Genomic DNA, 22,556 nt, shown 5'->3' on the forward strand with positions numbered 1-22,556 from the left:
AAAGTATCTCTTATTTAGTGGAAAAAGTATAATTAATCACAAGCTGGAATTTGATTAAACTTATTATTACTACATGATCTCATCCTACCTCGTGAAGAAAAAATAATGGATATTTCACCTGCGGAATTCGCCAAAGTAAAACTCGCAGGTATCATGGTGTTTCTTATTCCATGAAACTCTATCTGATCCTTAGTTGCTGAACTAATAATAACATCCTGATAGGGGGAACTTATTCCCTCAACATTTTCTAAATCACAATTAGCCAATACCGAATTAGAGAGCGCTATGCACCAGTTTTTTCCAGTTTTCAACCACAATATCACCCTTTTGTTCAAATAATTTGCCAAAGATTGTTGCCTGGATATAAATGTCAATATCTTCTGTGCTGATTCCTGTAACCTGGCTCTTTCCTGGTGATCGCCCCATTCCTGCACACCCCATAAGGAAAATATTGAAACCAAAACAATAACGATCATCAATTCCAATAAAGAAAAACCTGATTGATTATCAATATTATAATGACCGATTATATTCATATTATTTACCATTGATAATTCCTTATTTCCTTTCGTAAGACATTCTATTTATTTTCAAAACAAGATAAATATAAATTTGAATTTTATGCGAGAGTGCATCAATAAAAAAATAATAGTTTATCATTGTTACATTTAAATTGCGTAGAGCTTCGCAAAAACCAATAAGAATAGCGATTTTTATTTATTATTATTGTCATGCGTTGTAAGCTTATATGGCTATGAGGAAGAAGTTTCATGAATATAATAAAGAAAAGATTGAGTGCTTGACATAAGGATGTTATTACTATTAATTTATTCTATAAAAATAAATAATATCAGACCAGAAAATAATTAATTGAGAATATTTTATTAAGTATAGCGTTCAATGTTTTAAATATATACCCTATGGATTTCAAGATGGATCGCGACGGCAAGGGAGCGAATCCCCGGGAGCATAGATAACGATGTGACCGGGGTGAGTGAGTGCCGCCAACAAAGAGGCAACTTGAAAGATGACGGGTATAGCAATCAATAGTGGTGTATCAATATTGGTGGTAATAATTCCGGTTACCACCCTTTATCGAATTTTCAACGGGGGCACTGTTACATCAAACACATCGTATCCCACGCAGAATACGACAAGCTAACCAACTGTTTGTGAAATACAAGGTTCAGGCGGCAGGCATTCAGGTTAAATATGTTAACCCAGCTTACAGCAGTCAAACCTGTTCCCGCTGCGGTGGTATCGGTAGACGTAACAAACATCGTTTCGAATGTCCTCACTGTGGTCTCCGCGCACGCAGCGACTTGAATGCCAGTCGGAATCTTGCGAGGATTATCAGGACAGCGGTTGCGACAAGGGCGTTGGTAAATATGCCTGATGTTGGGTGCCAGGAACTGACTCTACAATAAGGCTCGGTGCCGTAGTCGCAGTTAAAAGCCTGCGACTTCAGTCGTGGGTTATTTACATATCACATCCGATATTCCCTGCGTCTACGAAGTACTTCTCCAGGAGGCATTTTTCTACCTTCTATAATGTCTTTCTTAGACAACATGGCGATTTTAAGCAACGCTATCGCCTGCTGTTCTGCGTTTATATCGGTTTGATCTTTCTCACCTTTCAATTCAGATATCTCATTTTTCATGATAAACATCCTACGCTCCAAATACTCTGAGTTGCCAAGCAGATCTCTGACGTTCTTCTGAGAAATCTTCTTTTGAAAAATAGTTGATGGCCTTTTTTCTCTACTTCTGCATGTCTGTGTTTATATCATCAAAATTAAAAGAGAGACAATTTATACTCAATAGTCTCCCTCCAGATTATTGCTAATAACCAAACAACTAAATAGCAACCGGAGCCTTTATTCCTGGATGCGGGTCATAATCGACTATTTCAAAGTCATCAAATTTATAATCAAAAAGTGATTCCGGTTTACGCTTTATCACCAACTTTGGCAGTGAACGCGGCTCACGGCTGAGTTGTAACTTTGTCTGCTCCATATGGTTGCTATAAAGATGGGTATCACCACCAGTCCAGACAAAATCACCCACTTCTAGATCACACTGTTGCGCCATCATATAAACCAGCAATGCATAGCTGGCAATATTGAACGGTAAGCCAAGAAATACGTCACAGGAACGCTGATAAAGCTGGCAGGAAAGTTTGCCATCCGCGACATAAAACTGGAAGAAAGCGTGGCATGGCGCTAATGCCATGTTATCTAGTTCACCAACGTTCCAAGCTGAAACAATGATCCTACGTGAATCTGGATCGCTTTTAAGTTGTTCCAGTACGGTTTTTAGTTGGTCAATCTGGCGACCATACGCGGCCCCCCATGCGCGCCATTGCTTACCATATACCGGCCCTAAATCACCATTTTCATCCGCCCATTCATCCCAAATAGTCACTCCATTTTCATGCAGATATTTAATATTGGTATCACCATTCAGGAACCAGAGAAGTTCATGAATAATTGAGCGGATATGGCAACGTTTAGTTGTGACCAGTGGAAAACCATCCTGTAAATTGAAACGCATCTGATGCCCGAAAATCGAGAGTGTCCCCGTCCCAGTGCGGTCTGCTTTCGGAGTGCCCTCTGCAAGCACTCTTTTCATTAAGTCCAGATACTGTTTCATTTTACCTCTTGTACCTTATTACCTTGGTGTTTGTATGCCCATATCATCATTAATATTCCCGCCAGGATCATTGGTATAGAAAGAATTTGCCCCATACTGATCCCGTCGAATAAGCCCAGTTGTGCATCTGGTTGGCGGAAGAACTCGACTATCACTCGGAAAATACCGTAGCCAATTAAGAATAAACCGGAAACACTGCCCATCGGCCGAGGTTTACGGATATATAAATTCAAAATAATGAACAGAACGATCCCTTCCAACACCATTTCATAAAGCTGTGAAGGGTGACGAGGCAGAACACCATATTGTTCAAGTACTGATAACAGTGAGGGATCTGTTGCAGCCAGTGCAATATCTTCACCACGGGAGCTTGGGAATAACATCGCCCACGGCGTATCCAATGTGACACGTCCCCACAACTCGCCATTAATAAAATTACCGATTCTCCCCATGCCTAAACCAAAAGGGACTAACGGGGCAATGAAGTCAGCAACTTGTAAGAAATGGCGTTTCGTTCTGCGGCCAAACCACCACATTGCGCAGATAACCCCCACTAAACCACCGTGGAAAGACATCCCACCATCCCAAACTTTAAACAAATAAAGGGGGTTATCGAGAAATGCCGGGAAATTATAAAACAGGACGTAACCTAGACGGCCACCGACAAATACGCCAGCAAACCCCGCATAAAGCAAGTTCTCTACTTCGTTTTTCGTCCAACCACTATTGGGTTTCGCTGCCCTACGTGTCGCTAGCCACATGGCGAATACAAACCCAACCAGGTACATGAAACCATACCAATGGAGGGCTATTGGACCTATTGAAAAAATGACCGGGTCAATATTAGGAAATGCCAGGTAGCTGTTACTCATCTTTCCCCACTTAATATTTAGCGTTAATGCCCTAAGGCAATTGATTGAGAATCATAGCACAGGCCGTTAAACGGATTAAATGCCACCTCTGACCAAACCGCCCACCCCATGCTGCTCCATAAACGTTGCTGACAGCTCCTTTACTCTTAGGCTGGTTTCAGCTTGTAGTATTTCGGTCATTAATTTTTCAACCTGAGCCAACTCCAGATGACGTAATAAATACTTAATTCTTGGCACACTACAACCACTCATACTCAAACTGCGATAGCCAAGACCAATCAATAACAGCGCTCCCATAGGGAAACTTGCCATTTCACCACAAATGCTGATCGTAAGACCTGCCCGCTGGCTATTTTCAAATACCAGTTTTAATGCCCGAATCACCGCCGGATGTAAGCAATCATAAAGTGAAGCGACGTGAGTGTTATTCCGATCCACTGCCAATAGATATTGTGTTAGGTCATTGGTGCCAATAGACACAAAATCGACTCTGTTTTTGAGTTGTGGCAACAGAAAAATCATCGAAGGAACCTCAATCATGACACCGAGCTGAGGCATAGATATTTGGCGCGCCAGCATTTGCTCGACTTCCTCTTTCGCTCTGTCTACCAATCGCTTAGCTTCATCAATTTCTTCTACACTCGTCACCATTGGCAGCAGGATTTTCAAGTTACCCATATCAGCGTTAGCTCTGAGCATTGCCCGCAGTTGGATAAGAAAAATCTCCGGTTGATCCAGCGTCACTCGTATACCACGCCATCCCAAACAAGGGTTCTCTTCGCTGATCGGCATATAGGGCAGTTGTTTATCCGCACCAATATCAAGTGTACGCAATACCACTGGCTTATCGGGAAATAATTGTAACATCTCCTGATAACGCGCTTTTTGTTCATCTTCTGATGGAAAACCACAGTGCAGCATAAAGGGTATTTCGGTGCGATAGAGTCCAACACCATCAATACTATTACTGATCTGCAACTCATATTTCAGGCTCAAACCCGCATTAAGCTGAACCAAAATGCGCTCGCCACTTTTTAACCGTGCTTCCTGCTCAACATCTCCCTCAGCCAGTCTGCTAAGTGCTTTTTCTTCTTCGATAATCTGTTTATATTCCTGCGAAATCAGTGGCTCAGGTTCAATGAAAACTTCCCCACGGAAACCATCAAGAATTAGCATACGATTGTTCAGGAGTTCCGGCTGGATATCCGCCCCCATAATGGCCGGAATACCCATTGCTCGAACCAATATGGCAGAGTGTGAATGAGTGGCGCCATCACGAACAATAACCCCTGCTAACCTTTCCTGCGGCATTTCTGCCAATAGGTTAGCACTCAGTTCATCTGCAACCAGAATGAACCATTCAGGCCATTGATGGCTGGCAGTAAGTGAATCATCCAGATGAAATAATAATCGCTGTCCAAGTGCCCGTAAATCTGATGCTCTTTCCCGCATATAAGCATCCTGCAAGCAGGAAAATTGTTCTGCGTATTTCTCAATAACTTGTTTAACAGCCCATTGCGCAACAGAGCCCTGTTCAACACAGGAGAACAGATCTTGTTTCAACTGGGGATCATTCAAAAGGTAGGAATAAAGATCAAAAATCGCGGCGCTCTCTTTTTGAGAACCCGCGGTAAAACGTTTACTGAGCCGACGACATTCTGCTGTTGTATCTTCCAGTGCCTGAATTAAACGAGAACGTTCTGCTGCATGATCAAGGGTTGAGGCTTCAAAAATTTGGTCAAGTGAGGGTTGGGAGCAATCTTGCCACCCCTGAGCCATCACGATGCCATTGGAAATCGCCAATGCTTTAATTCTGGTCTGCCGATATCGACCAAACAAGCCTTTAGTCTGAGCTTGAGCAAGGATCACCGCGAGTTGTGTCGCAAGCGTCACCATAAAGGACTCTTCGGTTTCATTAAACAAGCGTTGTTCCTGCTGCTGAACGACCAAAACACCTTGCAACTGACGGCGGTAAACCACGGGAACGCCCAAAAAAGCGCGAAAGCTATCCTCTTTAACTTGAGGCAAGTATTTGAAACTTGGATGGCTGCGGACATCCGCCAGATTAATCAGTTCAGATAATTGGCCAACTTGCCCGACAACTCCTTCACCAAAAGCCAAACTGATAGTCCTTCCTCGGGGTTTCCTCAACCCTCGGGTTGCCATCAGGTAATAACACCGCCGTTGATGATCAGCAAGATAGATAGAACAGACATCCGTGCTCATTGCCAGACAGGTCTCGTTCACCAATAGCTCAAGCGCTTCGGCCAGATTGGTTGCCATAGCAACTTTTTCAACAATTTCCCGTAAACGCATGAGCATGGAACTCACCTAACTTCTTTTACGACGGTAAAAATACGAAGAACGTGGCAGAGATACGCTTTCCTGCATTGGCATTACAACCGAAGCAAACTCTTTCATCACGCGCCGATAAACATCACGCTTAAAAGAGACTACCTGCCGAACAGGATACCAATAGCTGACCCAACGCCAACCATCGAACTCCGGGGTATTACTGTGTTGCACATTAATATCTTCTTCATTACAGAGCAGTTGTAATAAAAACCATCGCTGCTTTTGACCAATACAGACAGGTCGTGTATCCCAACGCACCAAACGCTTGGGTAATTTGTAACGTAACCAATTACGAGTAGAGGCCAGAATGCGTACATCTTTCCGACCTAACCCCACTTCTTCATACAGTTCCCGGTACATAGCCTGTTCTGGTGATTCCCCCGGATTAATTCCCCCTTGAGGAAATTGCCAGGAATGCTGCCCATAACGCCGGGCCCACAAAACCTGACCTTGCCGATTACAAATTACAATTCCTACATTCGGGCGGTAGCCATCATCATCGATCACCAGACTACCTCGATAAACTAAATTTGAAAGATGACTAATTGTTTCACACTACCCTCAAGTGGTAAACCTCTATCATTGGACTTTGCAGTCGCTAGCTAAATCTCTACAATAGCGCCATCTCAACGGGGTGCTGGCTGTTTAAAACAGCCTTGCTGAGAGTAAACCCGCCGAACCTGATCCGGCTAATACCGGCGTAGGGATTTGAGCTGCTAACTATTTCACAGACGTTATCTCGCCGTTTAGCGCTTCCTCAAATCCTTTGCCAATCCTCTTAATTTAAGGAGAGCAAAGTGTTTAAGACGTTATTTTCCAAATTAATCGTACTGACAGTTCTAGCCGCTCCTGCGTTGCTATTAAGTCAAGTTGTACAGGCCAAGCCAGTATTAACGGTCTATACCTATGATTCTTTTGCCACTGAATGGGGACCCGGGCCCGCAATTAAAAAAGCGTTTGAAGCTGAATGTCACTGTGAGCTGAAACTGGTTGCTCTGGAAGACGGTGTTTCCTTGCTCAATCGCCTAAGAATGGAGGGCAAGCGTACTGCTGCCGATATTATTCTTGGGTTGGATAACAATTTGATTCAAGCAGCCCAACAAACGGGGCTGTTTACTGAGAGTCAGGTGGATACCAGCAAACTGACACTGCCGGTGTCATGGAATAACAAGGTATTCATTCCTTATGACTATGGCTATTTTGCCTTCATTTACAACAAAAAGACTTTACCAAACCCGCCAAAAAGCATGGATGAGCTAATTAACAGCCACAATAACTGGAAAGTGATTTATCAAGATCCTCGCACCAGCACCCCGGGGCAAGGTTTGCTGTTATGGATACAGAAAATTTACGGTGATGATGCTCCACAAGCCTGGCAAAAACTGGCAAAGAAAACGCTGACCGTTACCAAGGGCTGGAGCGAAGCTTATGGTCTGTTCCTCAAAGGAGAAGGCGATCTGGTGCTGAGTTACACCACTTCACCGGGTTACCACCTGTTATCTGAGAAGAATGACAATTACGCTGCGGCTACATTCAGTGAAGGTCATTACCTTCAAATCGAAGTGGCCGCACAACTGGCCTCCAGCAAGCAACCGGAACTTGCTCAGAAATTTATGCAGTTTATGCTGACTCCAACTTTCCAACAGGAAATTCCAACCACTAACTGGATGTATCCGGTCATTGATATCCCACTCCCGGAAGTATATTTGCAGCTTTCCATACCCGCAAAATCTCTACAATATCGCGCGGAAGAAGTCGCAAAATACCGTAACCAATGGATTCGTACATGGCAAAGCGCTGTCAGCCGCTGATAGCCGGATGGCTGTTACCGGGGGCGATTGCCGCCGGTTTTTTACTGTTGGTCGCCTTACTGGCATTCGGAACGCTCTGGTTTAATTCACCGGCAAGTGACTGGTATTTATTGATAGAAGATCGCTATTTGTGGCACGTGGTACGCTTCACATTCTGGCAAGCCTTTTTATCAGCACTATTTTCTGTTATTCCGGCTATTTTTCTTTCCAGAGCACTCTATCGCCGTCATTTTCCAGGTCGAACCCTCTTTCTGCGCCTGTGTGCTATGACGTTGGTTTTGCCCGTGCTAGTCGCTCTATTCGGCATTCTGACGGTTTATGGCAGAGCCGGCTGGCTGGCTCAGTTCTGCAAATGGATCGGCATCGATTACCACTTCACCCCTTACGGTTTACCAGGCATTTTGCTGGCGCATATTTTCTTTAATATGCCACTGGCAACACGGCTTTTACTGCAATCGCTGGAAAACATTGCGGTGGAACAACGGCAATTAGCGGCGCAGCTAGGTATGAATGAATGGCAACATTTCCGTTTTGTTGAATGGCCTTATCTACGCCGCCAGATCCTGCCCACTGGCGCACTGATTTTTATGCTCTGTTTCGCCAGTTTTGCTACTGTGCTGGCGTTAGGTGGCGGACCTGCTGCAACAACTGTCGAACTGGCAATCTATCAGGCGTTAAGCTATGACTACGATCTCAGCCGTGCCGCGTTACTGGCGTTAATTCAGATTACCTGCTGCCTTGGCCTTGTGCTCCTCAGTCAGAAACTTAACAGTGCTCTATCTGTCGGCTACAGCAACCAACAACAGTGGCGTAACCCACAAGATACTTTGTTGAGAAAAATCTGCGACAGCTTGTTAATTATCGCCGCATTATTACTACTCGTGCCACCATTGCTGGCGGTTGTCGTGGATGGCCTTAACAGCGGGTTGCTTAACGTATTGCGCCAGCCTGTATTGTGGCAGGCATTTATCACATCCGTTGTGATTGCGTTAGGTGCCGGATTATTGTGTGTTTTATTTACGATGATGTTGCTGTGGAGCAGCCGCGAGCTGTACCTGCGTTATTCACCCCGCTGGGGACAAGCGATGGAAATAAGCGGTTTGTTGATCCTGGCTATGCCCGGCATCGTGCTGGCAACCGGTTTTTTTCTACTCCTTAACGACACCATCGGCTTGCCCCACTCACCCTATGGTCTGGTGATTTTAACCAACGCACTGATGGCAATTCCCTATGCACTGAAAGTTCTGGATAATCCAATGAAAGATCTGGCGGCCCGCTATAATCCACTGTGTCGCTCCCTGAATATTCAAGGTATTAACCGACTGCGCTGGATTGAACTAAAAGCACTGAAAGTTCCGCTGGCACAAGCACTGGCCTTTGCTTGTGTCCTTTCCATTGGAGATTTTGGCGTTGTCGCGCTGTTTGGTAATGAAGATTTCCGTACCCTGCCCTTCTACCTCTATCAGCAAATCGGGGCTTATCGTAGTCAGGATGGCGCGATCACTGCTTTATTGCTGTTATTGTTATGTTTTACGCTGTTTAGTTTACTTGAACGCTTACCGAGACCACGTAATGCTCAAACTTGAAAATCTGACTTACCGCTATGAACATCTGGTGATGCGCTTTGACTTGCAAATTCAGGCCGGAGAACGTATCGCAATCCTAGGCCCTAGTGGGGCCGGTAAAAGTACACTCCTGAACTTAATCGCCGGCTTTCAAACAGCAGAAAAAGGCTCCCTATGGCTGAACGGAGAAAATCATACCAGCACATCACCTGCTCAACGCCCGGTTTCCATGTTGTTTCAAGAAAATAATCTCTTCTCTCATTTGACAATTGAGCAGAATATCGGGCTAGGTTTACATCCCGGATTACGTCTCAATAGCACGCAGAAACAGACATTACAGCAAATAGTATCTCAAGTTTCACTGGAAGATTGTCTGCCCCGTCTGCCAGCTCAACTTTCTGGTGGACAACGGCAGCGGGCAGCATTAGCCCGTTGTCTAGTACGCCAACAGCCCATTTTATTACTTGACGAGCCCTTTTCTGCCCTAGATCCGGCACTGCGTAATGAAATGCTGGTATTGCTGGAACAAGTTTGCCATGAACGCCAACTTACATTACTGATGGTTTCCCACAATTTGGATGATGCCGTTCGTATAGCGAATCGCGCTTTATTAATTGTTGACGGCAATATTCATTATGACGGATCAACAAATGCACTGGCTGCCGGTACTGTTCCTGAAGCAGCTATTTTGGGGAAGAAGGTCGCTTCCATTTAGGCGTTATTAATGTCATCGCTATCAGAATAAATGGGAACAGGATATAGCTTAGTATTTAGATTATTTCCTTCTGTGACCAAAGTCTATATTTTAAAAATAAAACTGGGCAATATAAATCTTTTTTGTTATAAGTATTTTTTATGTATTAATTTTTCATAAAGGATTTGATAATGTCTAATTTGATTTATGCGACCATAAAAGGAAAGAACCAAGGGTTAATTTCAGCGGGCTGTTCTACTTTTGATTCTATTGGTAATAAATATCAAGAGAACCACCGGGATCAAATACTAGTTTACTCCGCCACACATTCCTTAACTCGAATACAACATGTAAGCCATCATCCTTTTAATATCATAAAACCCATCGATAAATCCTCTCCTTTACTTGGACTAGCAATTTCAAACAACGAAGAACTTCATATCCTGTTAGATTTTTATAGAACTTCATCAGAAGGCGCTCAAGAAAAGTTTTATTCAATAGAATTAACAAAAGCAAAAATAAATGCTTTTCATACTAATTACCCCCACTCTTTAACTCATGCAGAAAATCAACCAGAAGAGAGTATCTCTGTCATTTATCAAAATATAACGTGGAGTCATCACATTGCTGGTACTTCTGCTTATAGCATCAGAGATGATGAGGTTTATTAAGAATGAATAAATTGCGGGACAGGGTATTAAGTAATAATTTTTGTACATATAACCCAAGTTCTAGGCCATCTTTTAGGCGATGGGATGAAATAGATGCTTCAATTTATCTTCTTAATCAATTTATTCCAGGCTCAGTAAATTATCTGGATGGTTATAAAGATGCATATGTGAAATATAACAGAAACCTAATTTTAAAATATGCCCATATAGAACAAATCCCACCAAATCTTTTGGCTGGTGTTGCCAGAATAGAAGCGGGCGGTAAACCAGATATGTGGAAGTTAAACACTATTACAATGAGGCAATGGCGTGAACAGGCTTTTAATCTTGATAAAACTCGCTCAAAAGGCTCAAATGAAACTTCTACGGGTATAGTTGCAATACAGATAAGACATGTAGCAGATATGATGGGTTTCGACTCAAATACATTAACAACAACAGACCAGTTAGAAATTGCAACTTGCCTTCAAATTGATGAATTTAATATTAAAATGGTTGCTCGTCATTTAAGAGATTTAATTCTCTATGATTATCCTAATGCAGATACCAAGAACTTAACAAAAGAACAATATATCATGGCTGGTTCTAGATATAACCGTGGTATAACAAGAAAAAAGGGAGATTTCATAAGAATAATGAATACTCCGCCTAAATTAAGCACTACTGATGAAAAAAAATGGATTTCTTACGGAGTAAGTATATATAAGCGGCTGGATTATTTAGATAATTTACTTAAAGGATAAAAAATGAAAATACCAGATATATTTACATTTTTTATGTTAAGTTTTTTATCCTTTGGATTAATTAACTCATTCGCTTTTCCTAGGGTTACAGACTTTTTTGACTTCAACTCAATTGATTGTGATATATGGCAATATGAAGATGGAGGTATTGATATAATCACTTCCATATTTATATTAATCCCACTTAGTCCTTTTTATATAGCCTGTTTTTACAAGTCATATGCTTTATTTAAAAACAATAAAATTAGATCAATAAGCTATTTTATTTTTGCCTCCACTTTTATTCTTTATTGGTTCTATACTTACTACGCTAGATTTATGTTTTATTGCTAGATAAGATAAGAAAAATAGCTCTGGTTGAATTATGAAATATAAAAACCTATCTCAATAGTGATTATCCATCGTAGATTATCATCCATAACTCATTTCTGGCGAATTTTTGTAAAATGAAACATTTTATTCCTACCCATAAAGCCAGCCGCTCTCTCGAACGTTACCAGATGGGTTACTAGTCAGATAAAATCTAAATATTCTCAAACAATTTTTTCTACTAATAATAACCATATTTTAATAACCATGATTTTTAACAATTTAAATAAATAGTTATTTAGAGTATTAAATATTTAGGTTCGTCAGACGTGCCTGCAAATATTTCTATTCTATATTCCGCCGTGCCCTGTGCCGGCAATGCTTATATATTAGCCAGACAAATGGGCGGTGACCATGAGGCAATGGCATCTATTATCACATGGACTACGTTATTATCCATCATTACTGTAACTTTAATTCTTGGTAGTATGGAATTATAGAAATACACTTAAGAATAAAGCTATATAATATTAAAAACGTATTGCTAATAACGAATGCAATACGTTTTCTATTACTATACTCTTACAGATATATACCTTATGGATTTCAAGATGCATCGCGGCGGCAAGGGAGCGAATCCCCGGGAGCATAGATAACTATGTGACCGGGGTGAGTGAGTGCAGCCAACAAAGAGGCAACTTGAAGGATGACAGGTATATTCAATAATACCTGCCTATCTCGTTAGAACTATTTTATTTTCCGTTCTTTGCAATAAAGAGATAATTTCGGCAAAGCCTCGATTATCATTTATACACCACATCACGATATAGTCAGATTAGGCAACTGTATAAATAACCATTATCCAATGCTATAATTGTAGTTATTTTCAACAAATATAAGCGCCTGCCTCTATATGCAACAGAATCATGCTGAACAAGGTTTTATACTGACACGCCATTGGCGGGATACTCCCTCGGGTATTGAGGTGGAATATTGGCTGGTGACAGATCAGGAGCCACGTCATATAAAAATTCTTCACCAACAAGCTGTTGCTTTTATCTTGCAAGCTAATATGCCGCAGGTGGAAAAAATTCTGGCGCAAGAGCGCAACTACCATCTCCGCCCACTTTCATTGAAAGATTTCAATCGCCAGCCTGTTGCCGCGCTTTATTGCCAGCAATATCGCCAATTACAACGGATTGAGAAAGTGCTACAGCAACAGGAAATTCAGGTTTATGAAGCAGATATCCGTCCACCAGACAGGTTTATGATGGAACGTTTTATCACAGCTCCCATCTGGTTCAGTCAAGCACCTAATGGCAGCTATCAGATGAAACCCAACCCGGCTTATCGCCCAACACTGAAATGGGTATCGCTGGATATTGAAACCAGCCAGCATGGAGAACTTTATTCCATTGGATTAGCAGGATGTGATCAGCAAAAAGTATTTATGCTTGGCCCTGCTAACGGTAATGAGCACCGGGTAAATTTCGATTTGGAATATGTAGCAAGTCGTCCGCAAATGCTGGAAAGACTTAACGAGTGGCTGGAAAAATATGACCCTGACGCCATTATTGGCTGGAACCTGATTCAGTTCGATCTGCGGATTTTACAAAAACATGCTGAACGCTACGGCGTTCCACTGAAATTTGGACGGGCCGGAGGGTTACTGGAATGGCGGGAGCACGGCTTTAAACCGGGACACTTTTTCGCTTCCACCGCCGGTCGATTGATTATTGATGGTATTGAAGCACTGAAAACCGCTACCTGGAATTTCCCTTCTTTCAGTCTGGAATATGTCTCGCAAGAACTATTGGGCGAAGGCAAAGCCATTGATACACCCTATCAGCGTATGGATGAGATTGACCGTCGATTCCAGCAAGATAAGCCCGCACTGGCACAATATAATCTGCAAGACTGTATTCTGGTAAACCGGATTTTCGATAAAACCCACTTAATGGAGTTCCTGTTGGAAAGGGCAACAGTTACCGGTCTCGCCGTAGATCGCAGTGGCGGTTCAGTCACCGCTTTCACCCATCTTTACATGCCAAAAATGCACCGCATCGGTTATGTTGCCCCAAATCCAGGCGGGAAGCCTGAAGATAACAGCCCCGGAGGTTTCGTGATGGATTCTCGCCCCGGCTTGTATGATTCAGTGCTAGTGCTGGATTATAAAAGTCTGTATCCCTCGATTATCCGCACTTTTCTTATCGATCCTGTCGGTATGGTGGAAGGTCTGGCACAGCCGGACAGCGAGCATGCGGTTCCCGGTTTTCGCAATGCCTTCTTTTCCCGTACTCAGCACTGTCTGCCTGATATCGTGACGCAAATCTGGCATGAACGTGACGCAGCAAAAAAACAGCATAACGCCCCATTGTCACAAGCATTGAAGATCATCATGAACGCTTTCTATGGCGTTCTTGGGGCGGAGGGCTGTCGTTTCTTCGACCCACGTCTGACGTCTTCCATTACTATGCGCGGCCACGAAATTATGCTCCAGACCAGAAAGCTGATTGAATCTCAAAACTATCAAGTTATCTACGGTGATACAGATTCTATCTTTATATGGCTGAAACAGGCGCATGAAGAAGAACTGGCTCTCAGTATCGGCAAAGAACTTGCGCGATTCGTTAACCAATGGTGGCAAAAACACCTGCAAGAACATTTTGGGCTTAAAAGCACCCTTGAGTTGGAATTTGAAACTCACTATCGCCGTTTTCTGATGCCAACCATCCGTGGAGCTGAACAAGGCAGTAAAAAGCGTTATGCCGGTCTCAGTGGTGACCGCATGGTCTATAAAGGTCTGGAAACAGTACGCACTGACTGGACACCTCTGGCGCAAAATTTCCAGAAGCAACTGTATTCACTGATTTTTCATGAACAACCTTATCAAGAGTTTATCCGTGGTTATGTTACCAGTACCCTAAAAGGAAAATTTGATGATAAACTAATCTACCGTAAAAGGTTGGGCCGTAAGTTGTCTGACTATCAGCGCAATGTACCACCCCATGTGAGGGCAGCAAGGCTGGCAGATGAATACAATCTGCAACATAACCGGCCCTTGCAGTACCAAAATGGGGGGTGGATAAGCTATGTCATGACACAATCCGGGCCGGAACCACTGGAAAATCTGCATTCATCACCAGACTATGATCACTATATCAATAAGCAACTTCAGCCTATCGCTGATGCTATCCTGCCGTTTTTACAGGATGATTTTATAACTTTACTCACCGGACAGATGGTAATGCCTTTTGGCTAATTACTATTTGGCTGATTACTATTTTTTGCAGGTGACGACCGGCTTTGCTTCCATTAACATATCGCCCCTTTGACGAGTGATAAGGGGATTGACGGGGTGTCTTACTGTCTACCCATTATCTCCGTGAGATCAAATAAAAAGCTGTCGTCCTCCACCTATGAATAACATTATCTAACAGAAACTGAGTTAAAATTTATGCCATTTACCCTCGGTCAACGCTGGATCAGCGATACAGAAAGCGAACTTGGATTAGGAACCGTTGTTGCACTGGACGCACGAATGGTCACTTTGCTCTTTCCTGCCAGCGGTGAAAACCGCCTCTATGCACGCAATGATTCTCCTATTACCCGTGTTATGTTTAACTCGGGAGATGTTGTCACCAGCCATGAAGGCTGGCAACTCAAAGTAGATGAAATCCAACAAGAAAATGGCCTGCTGATTTATACAGGCACACGACTTGATACTCTGGAAGAAAATATCAGTCTGCGCGAAGTGTTACTTGACAGTAAACTTACCTTCAACAAACCACAGGATCGCCTGTTTGCTGGTCAGATTGACCGTATGGACCGCTTTGCCTTACGTTTTCGCGCCCGTAAATACCAAAGCGAACAATTTAAACTGGCTGAAAGTGGTTTGCGGGGTATCCGCGCAAGCTTGATCCCTCATCAACTTCACATCGCAAATGAAGTCGGCAAGCGCTACGCACCAAGAGTTCTATTGGCCGATGAAGTCGGTTTGGGTAAAACCATCGAAGCCGGGATGATCATCCACCAGCAATTGCTGGCCGGTCGTGCTGAACGTGTTCTGGTGATTGTGCCGGATAGCCTTCAACATCAATGGTTGGTAGAAATGCTGCGCCGTTTCAATCTGCGCTTTGCCCTGTTTGACGATAGCCGCTATATCGAAGCACGGCACGACAGTGACAATCCATTTGAAACAGAACAATTGGTACTCTGTTCACTGGATTTTGCCCGCCGTAATAAACAGCGTTTTGAGCATATGCTTGAAGCCAGCTGGGATTTGATGGTGGTGGACGAAGCTCACCATCTGGCCTGGAGCGAGGATACACCTAGCCGTGAATATCAGGTTGTCGAACAATTAGCTGAACAGATCCCAAGTGTACTGCTATTGACTGCAACACCAGAGCAGCTAGGACAGGAAAGTCATTTTGCCCGTCTACGCCTACTTGATCCAAACCGTTTCCACGATTATCAGACTTTTATCGACGAACAACAAAAATATCGTCCAGTTGCCGATGCTGTCACACTGCTGTTATCAGGTAAACAACTTAATAATAATCAATTAAACCTAATGGGTGAGTTGATTAGTGAGCAGGATATTGAGCCTCTGTTGAAAGCCGCCAATAGTAATAGCGATGAAAGTGAAACTGCACGACGTGAACTGATTTCCATGCTGATGGATCGCCACGGCACCAGTCGTATTCTGTTCCGTAATACCCGTAATGGTGTGAAAGGCTTCCCCCATCGGGAATTGCACCAGATAAAGTTGCCTCTGCCATCCCAATATCAGACCGCCATTAAAGTCTCCGATATTATGGGCGCTAAAAAATCGCTGGAAGCACGCGCATGGGATATGCTCTACCCAGAACAAATTTATCAAGAGTTTGAAGGCGAAAACGCTACCTGGTGGAACTTTGATCCCCGCGTAGAATGGCTACTCGGTTTTCTGATGGCAAATCGCCATGAAAAAGTGCTGGTAATTTGTGCGAAAGCAACCACCGCTCTGCAATTGGAACAGGTACTACGTGAGCGAGAAGGGATTCGTGGTGCTGTTTTCCATGAAGGTCTATCACTGATTGAACGTGATCGCGCCGCAGCCTATTTTGCTTCCGAAGAAGAAGGAGCTCAAGTATTACTATGCTCCGAAATTGGCTCAGAAGGCCGCAACTTCCAATTCGCCAACCAATTAGTGATGTTCGATTTACCATTCAATCCGGATTTACTAGAACAGCGTATCGGACGTCTGGATCGTATCGGCCAAAGCCGTGATATCCAAATTAGTGTGCCTTATCTGGAAAATACCGCCCAAGCAATCCTGATTCGCTGGTATCACGAAGGTTTGGATGCATTCGAACATACCTGCCCAACGGGTCGTACTATTTACGATCACTATTATGAAACTCTGCTGAACTATCTTGCCAAACCCAACAACCAGGAGCAGGAAAAATTTGGTGAATTTATTGATCAGTGCCGTCAGCAACATGAGCAACTCAAACAGCAACTGGAGCAAGGCCGTGACCGGCTGCTGGAAATGAACTCCAATGGCGGCGAACATGGTTTGCGGCTGGCAGAAAAAATTTCAGAGTATGACAATGATACTGATTTGGTGAACTTCTCTCTCAATCTATTTGATATCGTTGGTATCAATCAGGAAGATCGCAATGACAATATGATAGTGCTGACACCATCCGATCATATGCTGGTCCCAGATTTTCCTGGATTACCAAAAGATGGTTGTACTATCACTTTTGATCGTGAACAGTCACTGTCCCGTGAAGATGCCCAGTTTATCAGTTGGGAGCACCCAATTATCCGTAATGGGTTGGATCTGATCCTTTCCGGTGATACAGGTAGCTGTGCGGTATCCCTTTTGAAAAATAAAGCATTACCTGTTGGAACTCTGCTGGTAGAGCTGATCTATGTAGTTGAAGCACAAGCCCCTAAACGCCTGCAATTGACCCGATTCCTTCCACCAACGCCATTGCGGATACTGATGGACCTGAAAGGCAATAATCTGGCTGGTCAAGTGGAGTTTGAAAGCTTTAACCGCCAGCTTAATGCAGTGAATCGTCATACTGCAAGTAAACTGGTCAATGCGGTACAAAAGGAAGTTCACGCTATTTTGCAACAAGCCGAAGGTTTAGTAGAAACTCAGGCAAAATCATTGATTGAACAAGCAAAACAGGAAGCAGATGAAAATCTTGCCGCTGAACTTTCCCGTTTGGAAGCATTGAAGGCGGTCAATCCAAATATTCGTGATGATGAATTGGAAGCCATTGAAACCAATCGCCAACAGTCACTGCTTAACTTAAATCAAGCAAGTTGGCGTCTGGATGCTATTCGCCTTGTTGTCGTTACACACCAGTAAATATTAGCAATACCTGGAGGCTGGACCGGGATAGGGTAACCTTTACTAAGAACCCTATTCCCGCGCCTCCCCTGATATTCAGCTACCGGAGCCTTAATGGAAGCTTATAATCCTCCTACCGATCCTTGGTTACATGTGCTCTATCAGGATCAATATATCATTGTGGTCAATAAACCCAGTGGGCTACTTTCTGTTCCCGGTCGGGCAGAAGAACATAAAGACAGCATTATGACGCGGATACAACAACAGTTTCCAGCGGCAGAATCTGTTCACCGGCTGGATATGGCAACCAGCGGCGTAATGGTAGTTGCACTGACCAAAGATGCAGAGCGTGAACTGAAACGTCAGTTCCGTGAACGAGAACCGGAAAAAACCTATATTGCGCGGGTTTGGGGACGTCTGGAACCAGAAACGGGTCTTGTCGATTTACCGCTGATTTGTGACTGGCCGAACCGGCCAAAGCAGAAAGTGTGTTTTGAAACCGGGAAATCAGCCCAGACTGAATACGAAGTACTCGCTTACGAAGATGAGGCAACTCGAATAAAACTCTCACCGATAACTGGTCGTTCACATCAGCTCAGGGTGCATATGCTAGCACTTGAACACCCAATTTTGGGAGACCGGTTTTACGCTCATCAGCAGGCAAGAGCAATGGCATCTCGCCTGCAATTACATGCACAAGAGTTATATATCACACATCCGGTCTATGGAACGCCAATGCATTTTCAGTGTAAAGCCGATTTTTAATTAATAGACAAATACGGTAACCGAATCCAATGAAGCCAATATCAGACACAAGGCCAAGCCACAGCAAGCCAAAAGAACACGGATATTTGCCATTTTTTGCATTCCTCCTAAGTTAAAACAAAATAAAACATAAAATATTCTAATATTTTAGAGGAATAAAAAATAAACTCAACAGCCGTAGGGGATATTATTCCCCTATACATTTAGTGACATGTTTTTAAAAATAAAAAATGGGCTATTTAAAACCCTTCTCTTTTTTAATGAAATCATAGGCAGCCTGAATTGACTGGGCCTTTTGTTTAGCAATCTCCATCATTTCCGGTGGTAAACCTTTTGCTACCAACTTATCCGGATGGTGTTCACTCATCAATCTACGATAAGCACGTTTAATTGTCGTCGCATCATCCTTTTCACGCACCCCCAACACTTTACAGGCGTCCGCGAGTGTTGGCCCCTGCGCAGCCTTCTGATAACCGCCATACTGCCGTTGCTGCCACTCTCCTCCATCACCGAAATTGCGGCCACCTTCCATCATGGCAAGGAATTGTTCGAATTGGTTACGAGAGATCCCAAGTTCATCAGCAATAATAAACAGCACCGTCCTCTCGTTCGGATGCAATTGACCATCAGAAAATGCCGCCTGTAATTGGATCTCCAAAAACATGCGAATTAAGTCAGACCGGCCAAAACAGGCACGACGCAATTGTCTTAGTGTCTCACGCAAAGGAAAATTAGGCTCTTTACCTTCACGAAAAGCCTGCTGTGCTGCAATCCTGGCTTGTCCGTGAAGTTGCATTCGTTCCATTAACTGGCTCGCAAGCCGGATATCCGTTTCAGTCACCCGCCCTTTTGATTTAGTAATATGGCCCATCACCTGAAAAGTACTGCTGAAAAATAGCAGTTGGCGAGACTGATTATTTGCAAAAAAACCTTGGTTTCTCCGTACACTGGCCCTATCAAGCATATGGCCAATAAATAGACCAATGACAATACCCCAGAAGCCTGCTCCAGACACAACACCAAAGATCAGCCCAAGCAATTTTCCCCAATAATGCATATACTCCTCAATTCACCAATGCTCTGAGTGTAGTTTTGCATTATCATACTATTCATTCAGCTCTGTGCCTAACGGCAAGATATACCCTATGGATTTCAAGATGCATCACGACGGCAAAGGAGCGAATCCCCGGGAGCATAGCTAACTATGTGACCGGGGTGAGTGAGTGCAGCCAACAAAGAAGCAACTTGAAAGATGACGGGTATAAGTAAAGGTATGACTTTACACTGGCGTATATTCATCGAGTACGCTAGTCTCTTGAGGTTTGCCCGGCATAATGCCACTGATGACGGAACCGCATAAATATCTATGAAGAAATGTTATCCAACTTTGCTGGCCACAACGGTATGGGCCGCACTTTATGGTCAGCATGCACATGCTGATCTCGCAGCGCAGTGTATGCTGGGGATACCTGTTTATGATCAGCCAATCATTAATGGCGATTTAAATCAACTTCCTATCAATATTCTGGCAGATGATTCACGCGCAGATTATCCGCGTTCCGCTAAATTTATCGGTAATGTTAATATTAAACAGGGTAATAAAACCCTGACCGCCGATCAGGTACAACTTGATCAAACAGAAGATAAAGTTCCGTTAAGAACCGTAACTGCAACGGGCAATGTCCATTATGATGATCCCTTGATTATTCTGAAAGGTCCACACGCTTGGTCTAATTTAAATAATAAAGATACCGATATGTATCAAGGTGATTATCAGATGGTCGGGCGTCAAGGACGCGGCACCGCAGACAAAATGAAACTGCGTGGTGAAAACCGTTATGCCATTCTGGATAACGGTACTTTTACTTCCTGCCTGCCGGGTAATGATAGCTGGAGCGTTGTCGGCTCCGAAGTTATTCTCGATCGCGAAGAAGAAGTGGCAGAAATATGGAATGCCCGTTTCAGAGTGGCTAACGTTCCCATATTTTACAGTCCGTATCTTCAATTACCGATCGGTAATAAACGCCGTTCCGGTTTTCTTATTCCTAACGCCAGCTATTCCAAAAATGACGGCTTTGAATTTCTGCTGCCTTATTATTGGAATATCGCACCAAATTATGATGCCACGATTACACCGAACTATATCAGTAAACGTGGTTTAAAACTGGATAATGAATTCCGTTACTTAACCAAAGCAGGCACAGGAACCCTTGCTCTCGACTGGCTGAATAACGACGAACAGTATGTCAAAGACAAAAAGACAAACACACGTACCGCCAGAGAAAGTGATAATCGCTGGTTATTTTATTGGAGACACAGTGGTGTGATGGATAGGGTATGGCGTTTTAATATCGACTATACCAAAGTCAGTGATCCCGAATATTTTTCTGATTTCAGCTCTCAATATGGTTCCACCACCGATGGCTATGCCACACAAAAATTCAGTCTGGGCTATGCTCAACAAAACTGGAATGCCACGCTATCAACTAAACAGTTTCAGATTTTTTCTAAAGATACCAGTAGAAAAGCTTATAGAGCAGAACCTCAGTTAGATTTGAATTATTACAAAAATGATCTAGGACCATTTGACCTTAAAGTTTATGGTCAGGCGGCGAAATTTACCAGTGTAGGTAAAAATAACCCGGAAGCAACCCGCTGGCATCTGGAACCCTCCATTAACCTGCCACTCTCCAATGGCTGGGCCAGTATGAATAATGAAGTTAAGCTGATGGCGACTCACTATCAGCAGGATATTCCCAAAGCTACCGAGAATGCTGAATATAAAGAATCTGTTAACCGGGTTCTGCCACAGTTCAAAAGCGAAGCCAAAATGGTATTTGAGCGTTCAACGTACCTGAACAACAATTACACCCAAACGCTAGAACCGCAGGTTCAGTATCTGTATGTGCCATACAAAGACCAAGATAATATCAATAACTTCGACTCATCTTTACTGCAAACTGACTACAACGGCCTGTTCCGTGACCGCTTTTATGGTGGCCTGGATCGTATTTCATCGGCCAATCAAGTGACTACCGGTCTCACTACCCGTATTTATGATGAAGGTTTGGTTGAACGTTTTAACCTGTCATTAGGTCAAATCTATTACTTTGAACGTCCACGCACCGGTAAAGAAACCATCATCAACAGTAAAGATAGTACCGGCATGATGACCTGGGCAGGTGATACTTACTGGAAAATTAATGATTCCTGGGGCTTGAAAGGTGGTATGCAGTACGATACTCGCCTGAGCAGCGTAACGATGGGGAATGCAGTACTAGAATATCGCCGTGATGAAGACCGACTTGTACAGTTGAACTATCGTTTTGTTGACAGAGATTATATCCAAGCTACGGCTAAGAGTGCTCCGGCTTTCCAGCAAGGGATTTCTCAAGTTGGTCTGGTTGCAAGTTGGCCGTTAAGTGATCGCTGGGGTTTAGTAGGTGCTTACTATTACGATACTAAAGAACAGCAACCAGCAAGTCAGTTAGTGGGTTTGCAGTACAACACTTGTTGCTGGGCAATTAACGTTGGCTATGAACGTAAGATCGTTGGTTGGAAAGACAATAATAGCGAATATGACAACAAATGGTCATTTAACTTTGAACTTCGTGGCTTAAGTAACAATCATAGTTTGGGTAGCAAAAAAATGTTGCAGTCTGGCATCATGCCATACCAACGTGCATTCTGATGCTATACCCTATGGATTTCATTTTGATATTAAACATGATAAATCCGCTATTGCGGAACCTACATATGATGGGAAAA

Annotated in this window: 20 protein-coding genes and 1 riboswitch; of the genes, 12 read left to right on the plus strand and 8 right to left on the minus strand. The window is 43.3% G+C overall.

The window, feature by feature from the left end:
* Positions 1–32: 32 nt before the first annotated feature.
* Both CKY02_RS08355 and CKY02_RS25180 read right to left on the minus strand, forming a co-directional pair.
* Positions 33–548 (minus strand): prepilin peptidase-dependent protein, encoded by a 516-nt coding sequence (locus CKY02_RS08355; RefSeq protein WP_112894935.1) that lies wholly within the window; start codon positions 546–548, stop codon positions 33–35.
* Between the two features lie 379 nt (positions 549–927).
* Entirely contained in the window at positions 928–1,089 is a 162-nt protein-coding gene (locus tag CKY02_RS25180) for a hypothetical protein (protein ID WP_193493090.1), read from the minus strand.
* Between CKY02_RS25180 and CKY02_RS26685 the strand changes: the two genes are divergently transcribed.
* Positions 1,063–1,176 (plus strand): type II toxin-antitoxin system HigB family toxin, encoded by a 114-nt coding sequence (locus CKY02_RS26685; RefSeq protein WP_420899233.1) that lies wholly within the window; start codon positions 1,063–1,065, stop codon positions 1,174–1,176. The genes CKY02_RS25180 and CKY02_RS26685 overlap by 27 nt on opposite strands.
* Complete coding sequence (locus CKY02_RS08365) at positions 1,173–1,427, plus strand: zinc ribbon domain-containing protein (protein ID WP_240002026.1); 255 nt, start codon at positions 1,173–1,175, stop codon at positions 1,425–1,427. Before CKY02_RS26685 ends, CKY02_RS08365 begins: the two co-directional genes overlap by 4 nt.
* A 59-nt stretch (positions 1,428–1,486) precedes the next feature.
* Here the strand turns inward: CKY02_RS08365 and CKY02_RS08370 are convergent, their stop codons facing one another.
* From CKY02_RS08370 to rppH, 5 genes are all read right to left on the minus strand, one after another.
* Positions 1,487–1,660 (minus strand): hypothetical protein, encoded by a 174-nt coding sequence (locus CKY02_RS08370; protein WP_238399103.1) that lies wholly within the window; start codon positions 1,658–1,660, stop codon positions 1,487–1,489.
* Between the two features lie 196 nt (positions 1,661–1,856).
* On the minus strand, positions 1,857–2,651 hold the full coding sequence (gene thyA, locus CKY02_RS08375) for a thymidylate synthase (protein ID WP_112894937.1): 795 nt from the start codon (positions 2,649–2,651) through the stop codon (positions 1,857–1,859).
* Positions 2,648–3,523, minus strand: coding sequence for a prolipoprotein diacylglyceryl transferase (gene lgt / locus CKY02_RS08380; protein ID WP_112894938.1), 876 nt, complete (start codon positions 3,521–3,523; stop codon positions 2,648–2,650). Before lgt ends, thyA begins: the two co-directional genes overlap by 4 nt.
* Positions 3,524–3,598: 75 nt before the next feature.
* Positions 3,599–5,845 carry a phosphoenolpyruvate--protein phosphotransferase gene (gene ptsP / locus CKY02_RS08385; RefSeq protein WP_112894939.1) on the minus strand — a complete coding sequence of 749 codons (2,247 nt, stop codon included), beginning with the start codon at positions 5,843–5,845 and terminating at the stop codon, positions 3,599–3,601.
* A gap of 9 nt (positions 5,846–5,854) precedes the next feature.
* Positions 5,855–6,385 carry an RNA pyrophosphohydrolase gene (gene rppH / locus CKY02_RS08390; RefSeq protein WP_112876470.1) on the minus strand — a complete coding sequence of 177 codons (531 nt, stop codon included), beginning with the start codon at positions 6,383–6,385 and terminating at the stop codon, positions 5,855–5,857.
* 113 nt (positions 6,386–6,498) lie between these two features.
* Positions 6,499–6,603: riboswitch (TPP riboswitch) on the plus strand.
* Positions 6,604–6,702: 99 nt separating this feature from the next.
* Here rppH and thiB point away from each other — a divergent pair.
* The 8 genes from thiB to rluA all read left to right on the plus strand — a co-directional run bounded on the left by thiB (position 6,703) and on the right by rluA (position 18,788).
* Entirely contained in the window at positions 6,703–7,689 is a 987-nt protein-coding gene (thiB, locus tag CKY02_RS08395; RefSeq protein WP_193493097.1) for a thiamine ABC transporter substrate binding subunit, read from the plus strand.
* On the plus strand, positions 7,665–9,275 hold the full coding sequence (gene thiP / locus CKY02_RS08400) for a thiamine/thiamine pyrophosphate ABC transporter permease ThiP (protein WP_112894941.1): 1,611 nt from the start codon (positions 7,665–7,667) through the stop codon (positions 9,273–9,275). Before thiB ends, thiP begins: the two co-directional genes overlap by 25 nt.
* A complete protein-coding gene (thiQ, locus tag CKY02_RS08405; RefSeq protein ID WP_112894942.1) occupies positions 9,262–9,969 on the plus strand; it encodes a thiamine ABC transporter ATP-binding protein ThiQ in 708 nt (235 codons plus the stop codon). The genes thiP and thiQ overlap by 14 nt, the downstream gene beginning before the upstream one ends.
* Positions 9,970–10,139: 170 nt before the next feature.
* The gene (locus CKY02_RS08410) at positions 10,140–10,619 is read left to right on the plus strand and encodes an Hcp family type VI secretion system effector (protein ID WP_036812208.1); all 480 of its coding nucleotides are present in this window, start codon (positions 10,140–10,142) and stop codon (positions 10,617–10,619) included.
* A 2-nt stretch (positions 10,620–10,621) separates the two neighbouring features.
* Positions 10,622–11,362: a hypothetical protein gene (locus CKY02_RS08415; RefSeq protein ID WP_112894943.1), complete on the plus strand. Its 741-nt coding sequence runs from the start codon at positions 10,622–10,624 to the stop codon at positions 11,360–11,362.
* 1,222 nt (positions 11,363–12,584) lie between these two features.
* Complete coding sequence (locus CKY02_RS08430) at positions 12,585–14,933, plus strand: DNA polymerase II (RefSeq protein ID WP_112894945.1); 2,349 nt, start codon at positions 12,585–12,587, stop codon at positions 14,931–14,933.
* 195 nt (positions 14,934–15,128) lie between these two features.
* Positions 15,129–18,041: an RNA polymerase-associated protein RapA gene (gene rapA / locus CKY02_RS08435; protein ID WP_112894946.1), complete on the plus strand. Its 2,913-nt coding sequence runs from the start codon at positions 15,129–15,131 to the stop codon at positions 18,039–18,041.
* A gap of 96 nt (positions 18,042–18,137) precedes the next feature.
* Positions 18,138–18,788, plus strand: coding sequence for a bifunctional tRNA pseudouridine(32) synthase/23S rRNA pseudouridine(746) synthase RluA (gene rluA, locus CKY02_RS08440; protein ID WP_112894947.1), 651 nt, complete (start codon positions 18,138–18,140; stop codon positions 18,786–18,788).
* 235 nt (positions 18,789–19,023) lie between these two features.
* On the opposite strand, the gene djlA is transcribed toward rluA, so the two are convergent.
* Positions 19,024–19,845, minus strand: a complete 822-nt coding sequence (gene djlA, locus CKY02_RS08445; protein ID WP_112894948.1) for a co-chaperone DjlA — start codon at positions 19,843–19,845, stop codon at positions 19,024–19,026.
* Between the two features lie 35 nt (positions 19,846–19,880).
* On the opposite strand from djlA, the gene CKY02_RS24465 reads away from it, so the two are divergent.
* Together CKY02_RS24465 and lptD are read left to right on the plus strand one after the other, a co-directional pair.
* Positions 19,881–20,057 (plus strand): hypothetical protein, encoded by a 177-nt coding sequence (locus CKY02_RS24465; RefSeq protein WP_162120590.1) that lies wholly within the window; start codon positions 19,881–19,883, stop codon positions 20,055–20,057.
* Positions 20,058–20,154: 97 nt separating this feature from the next.
* The gene (gene lptD / locus CKY02_RS08450) at positions 20,155–22,479 is read left to right on the plus strand and encodes an LPS assembly protein LptD (protein WP_112894949.1); all 2,325 of its coding nucleotides are present in this window, start codon (positions 20,155–20,157) and stop codon (positions 22,477–22,479) included.
* The last annotated feature ends 77 nt before the right edge of the window (positions 22,480–22,556 follow it).

It is taken from the genome of Photorhabdus bodei (assembly GCF_003287735.1).
In the GTDB taxonomy this organism is placed as follows: Bacteria; Pseudomonadota; Gammaproteobacteria; order Enterobacterales; family Enterobacteriaceae; genus Photorhabdus; species Photorhabdus kayaii.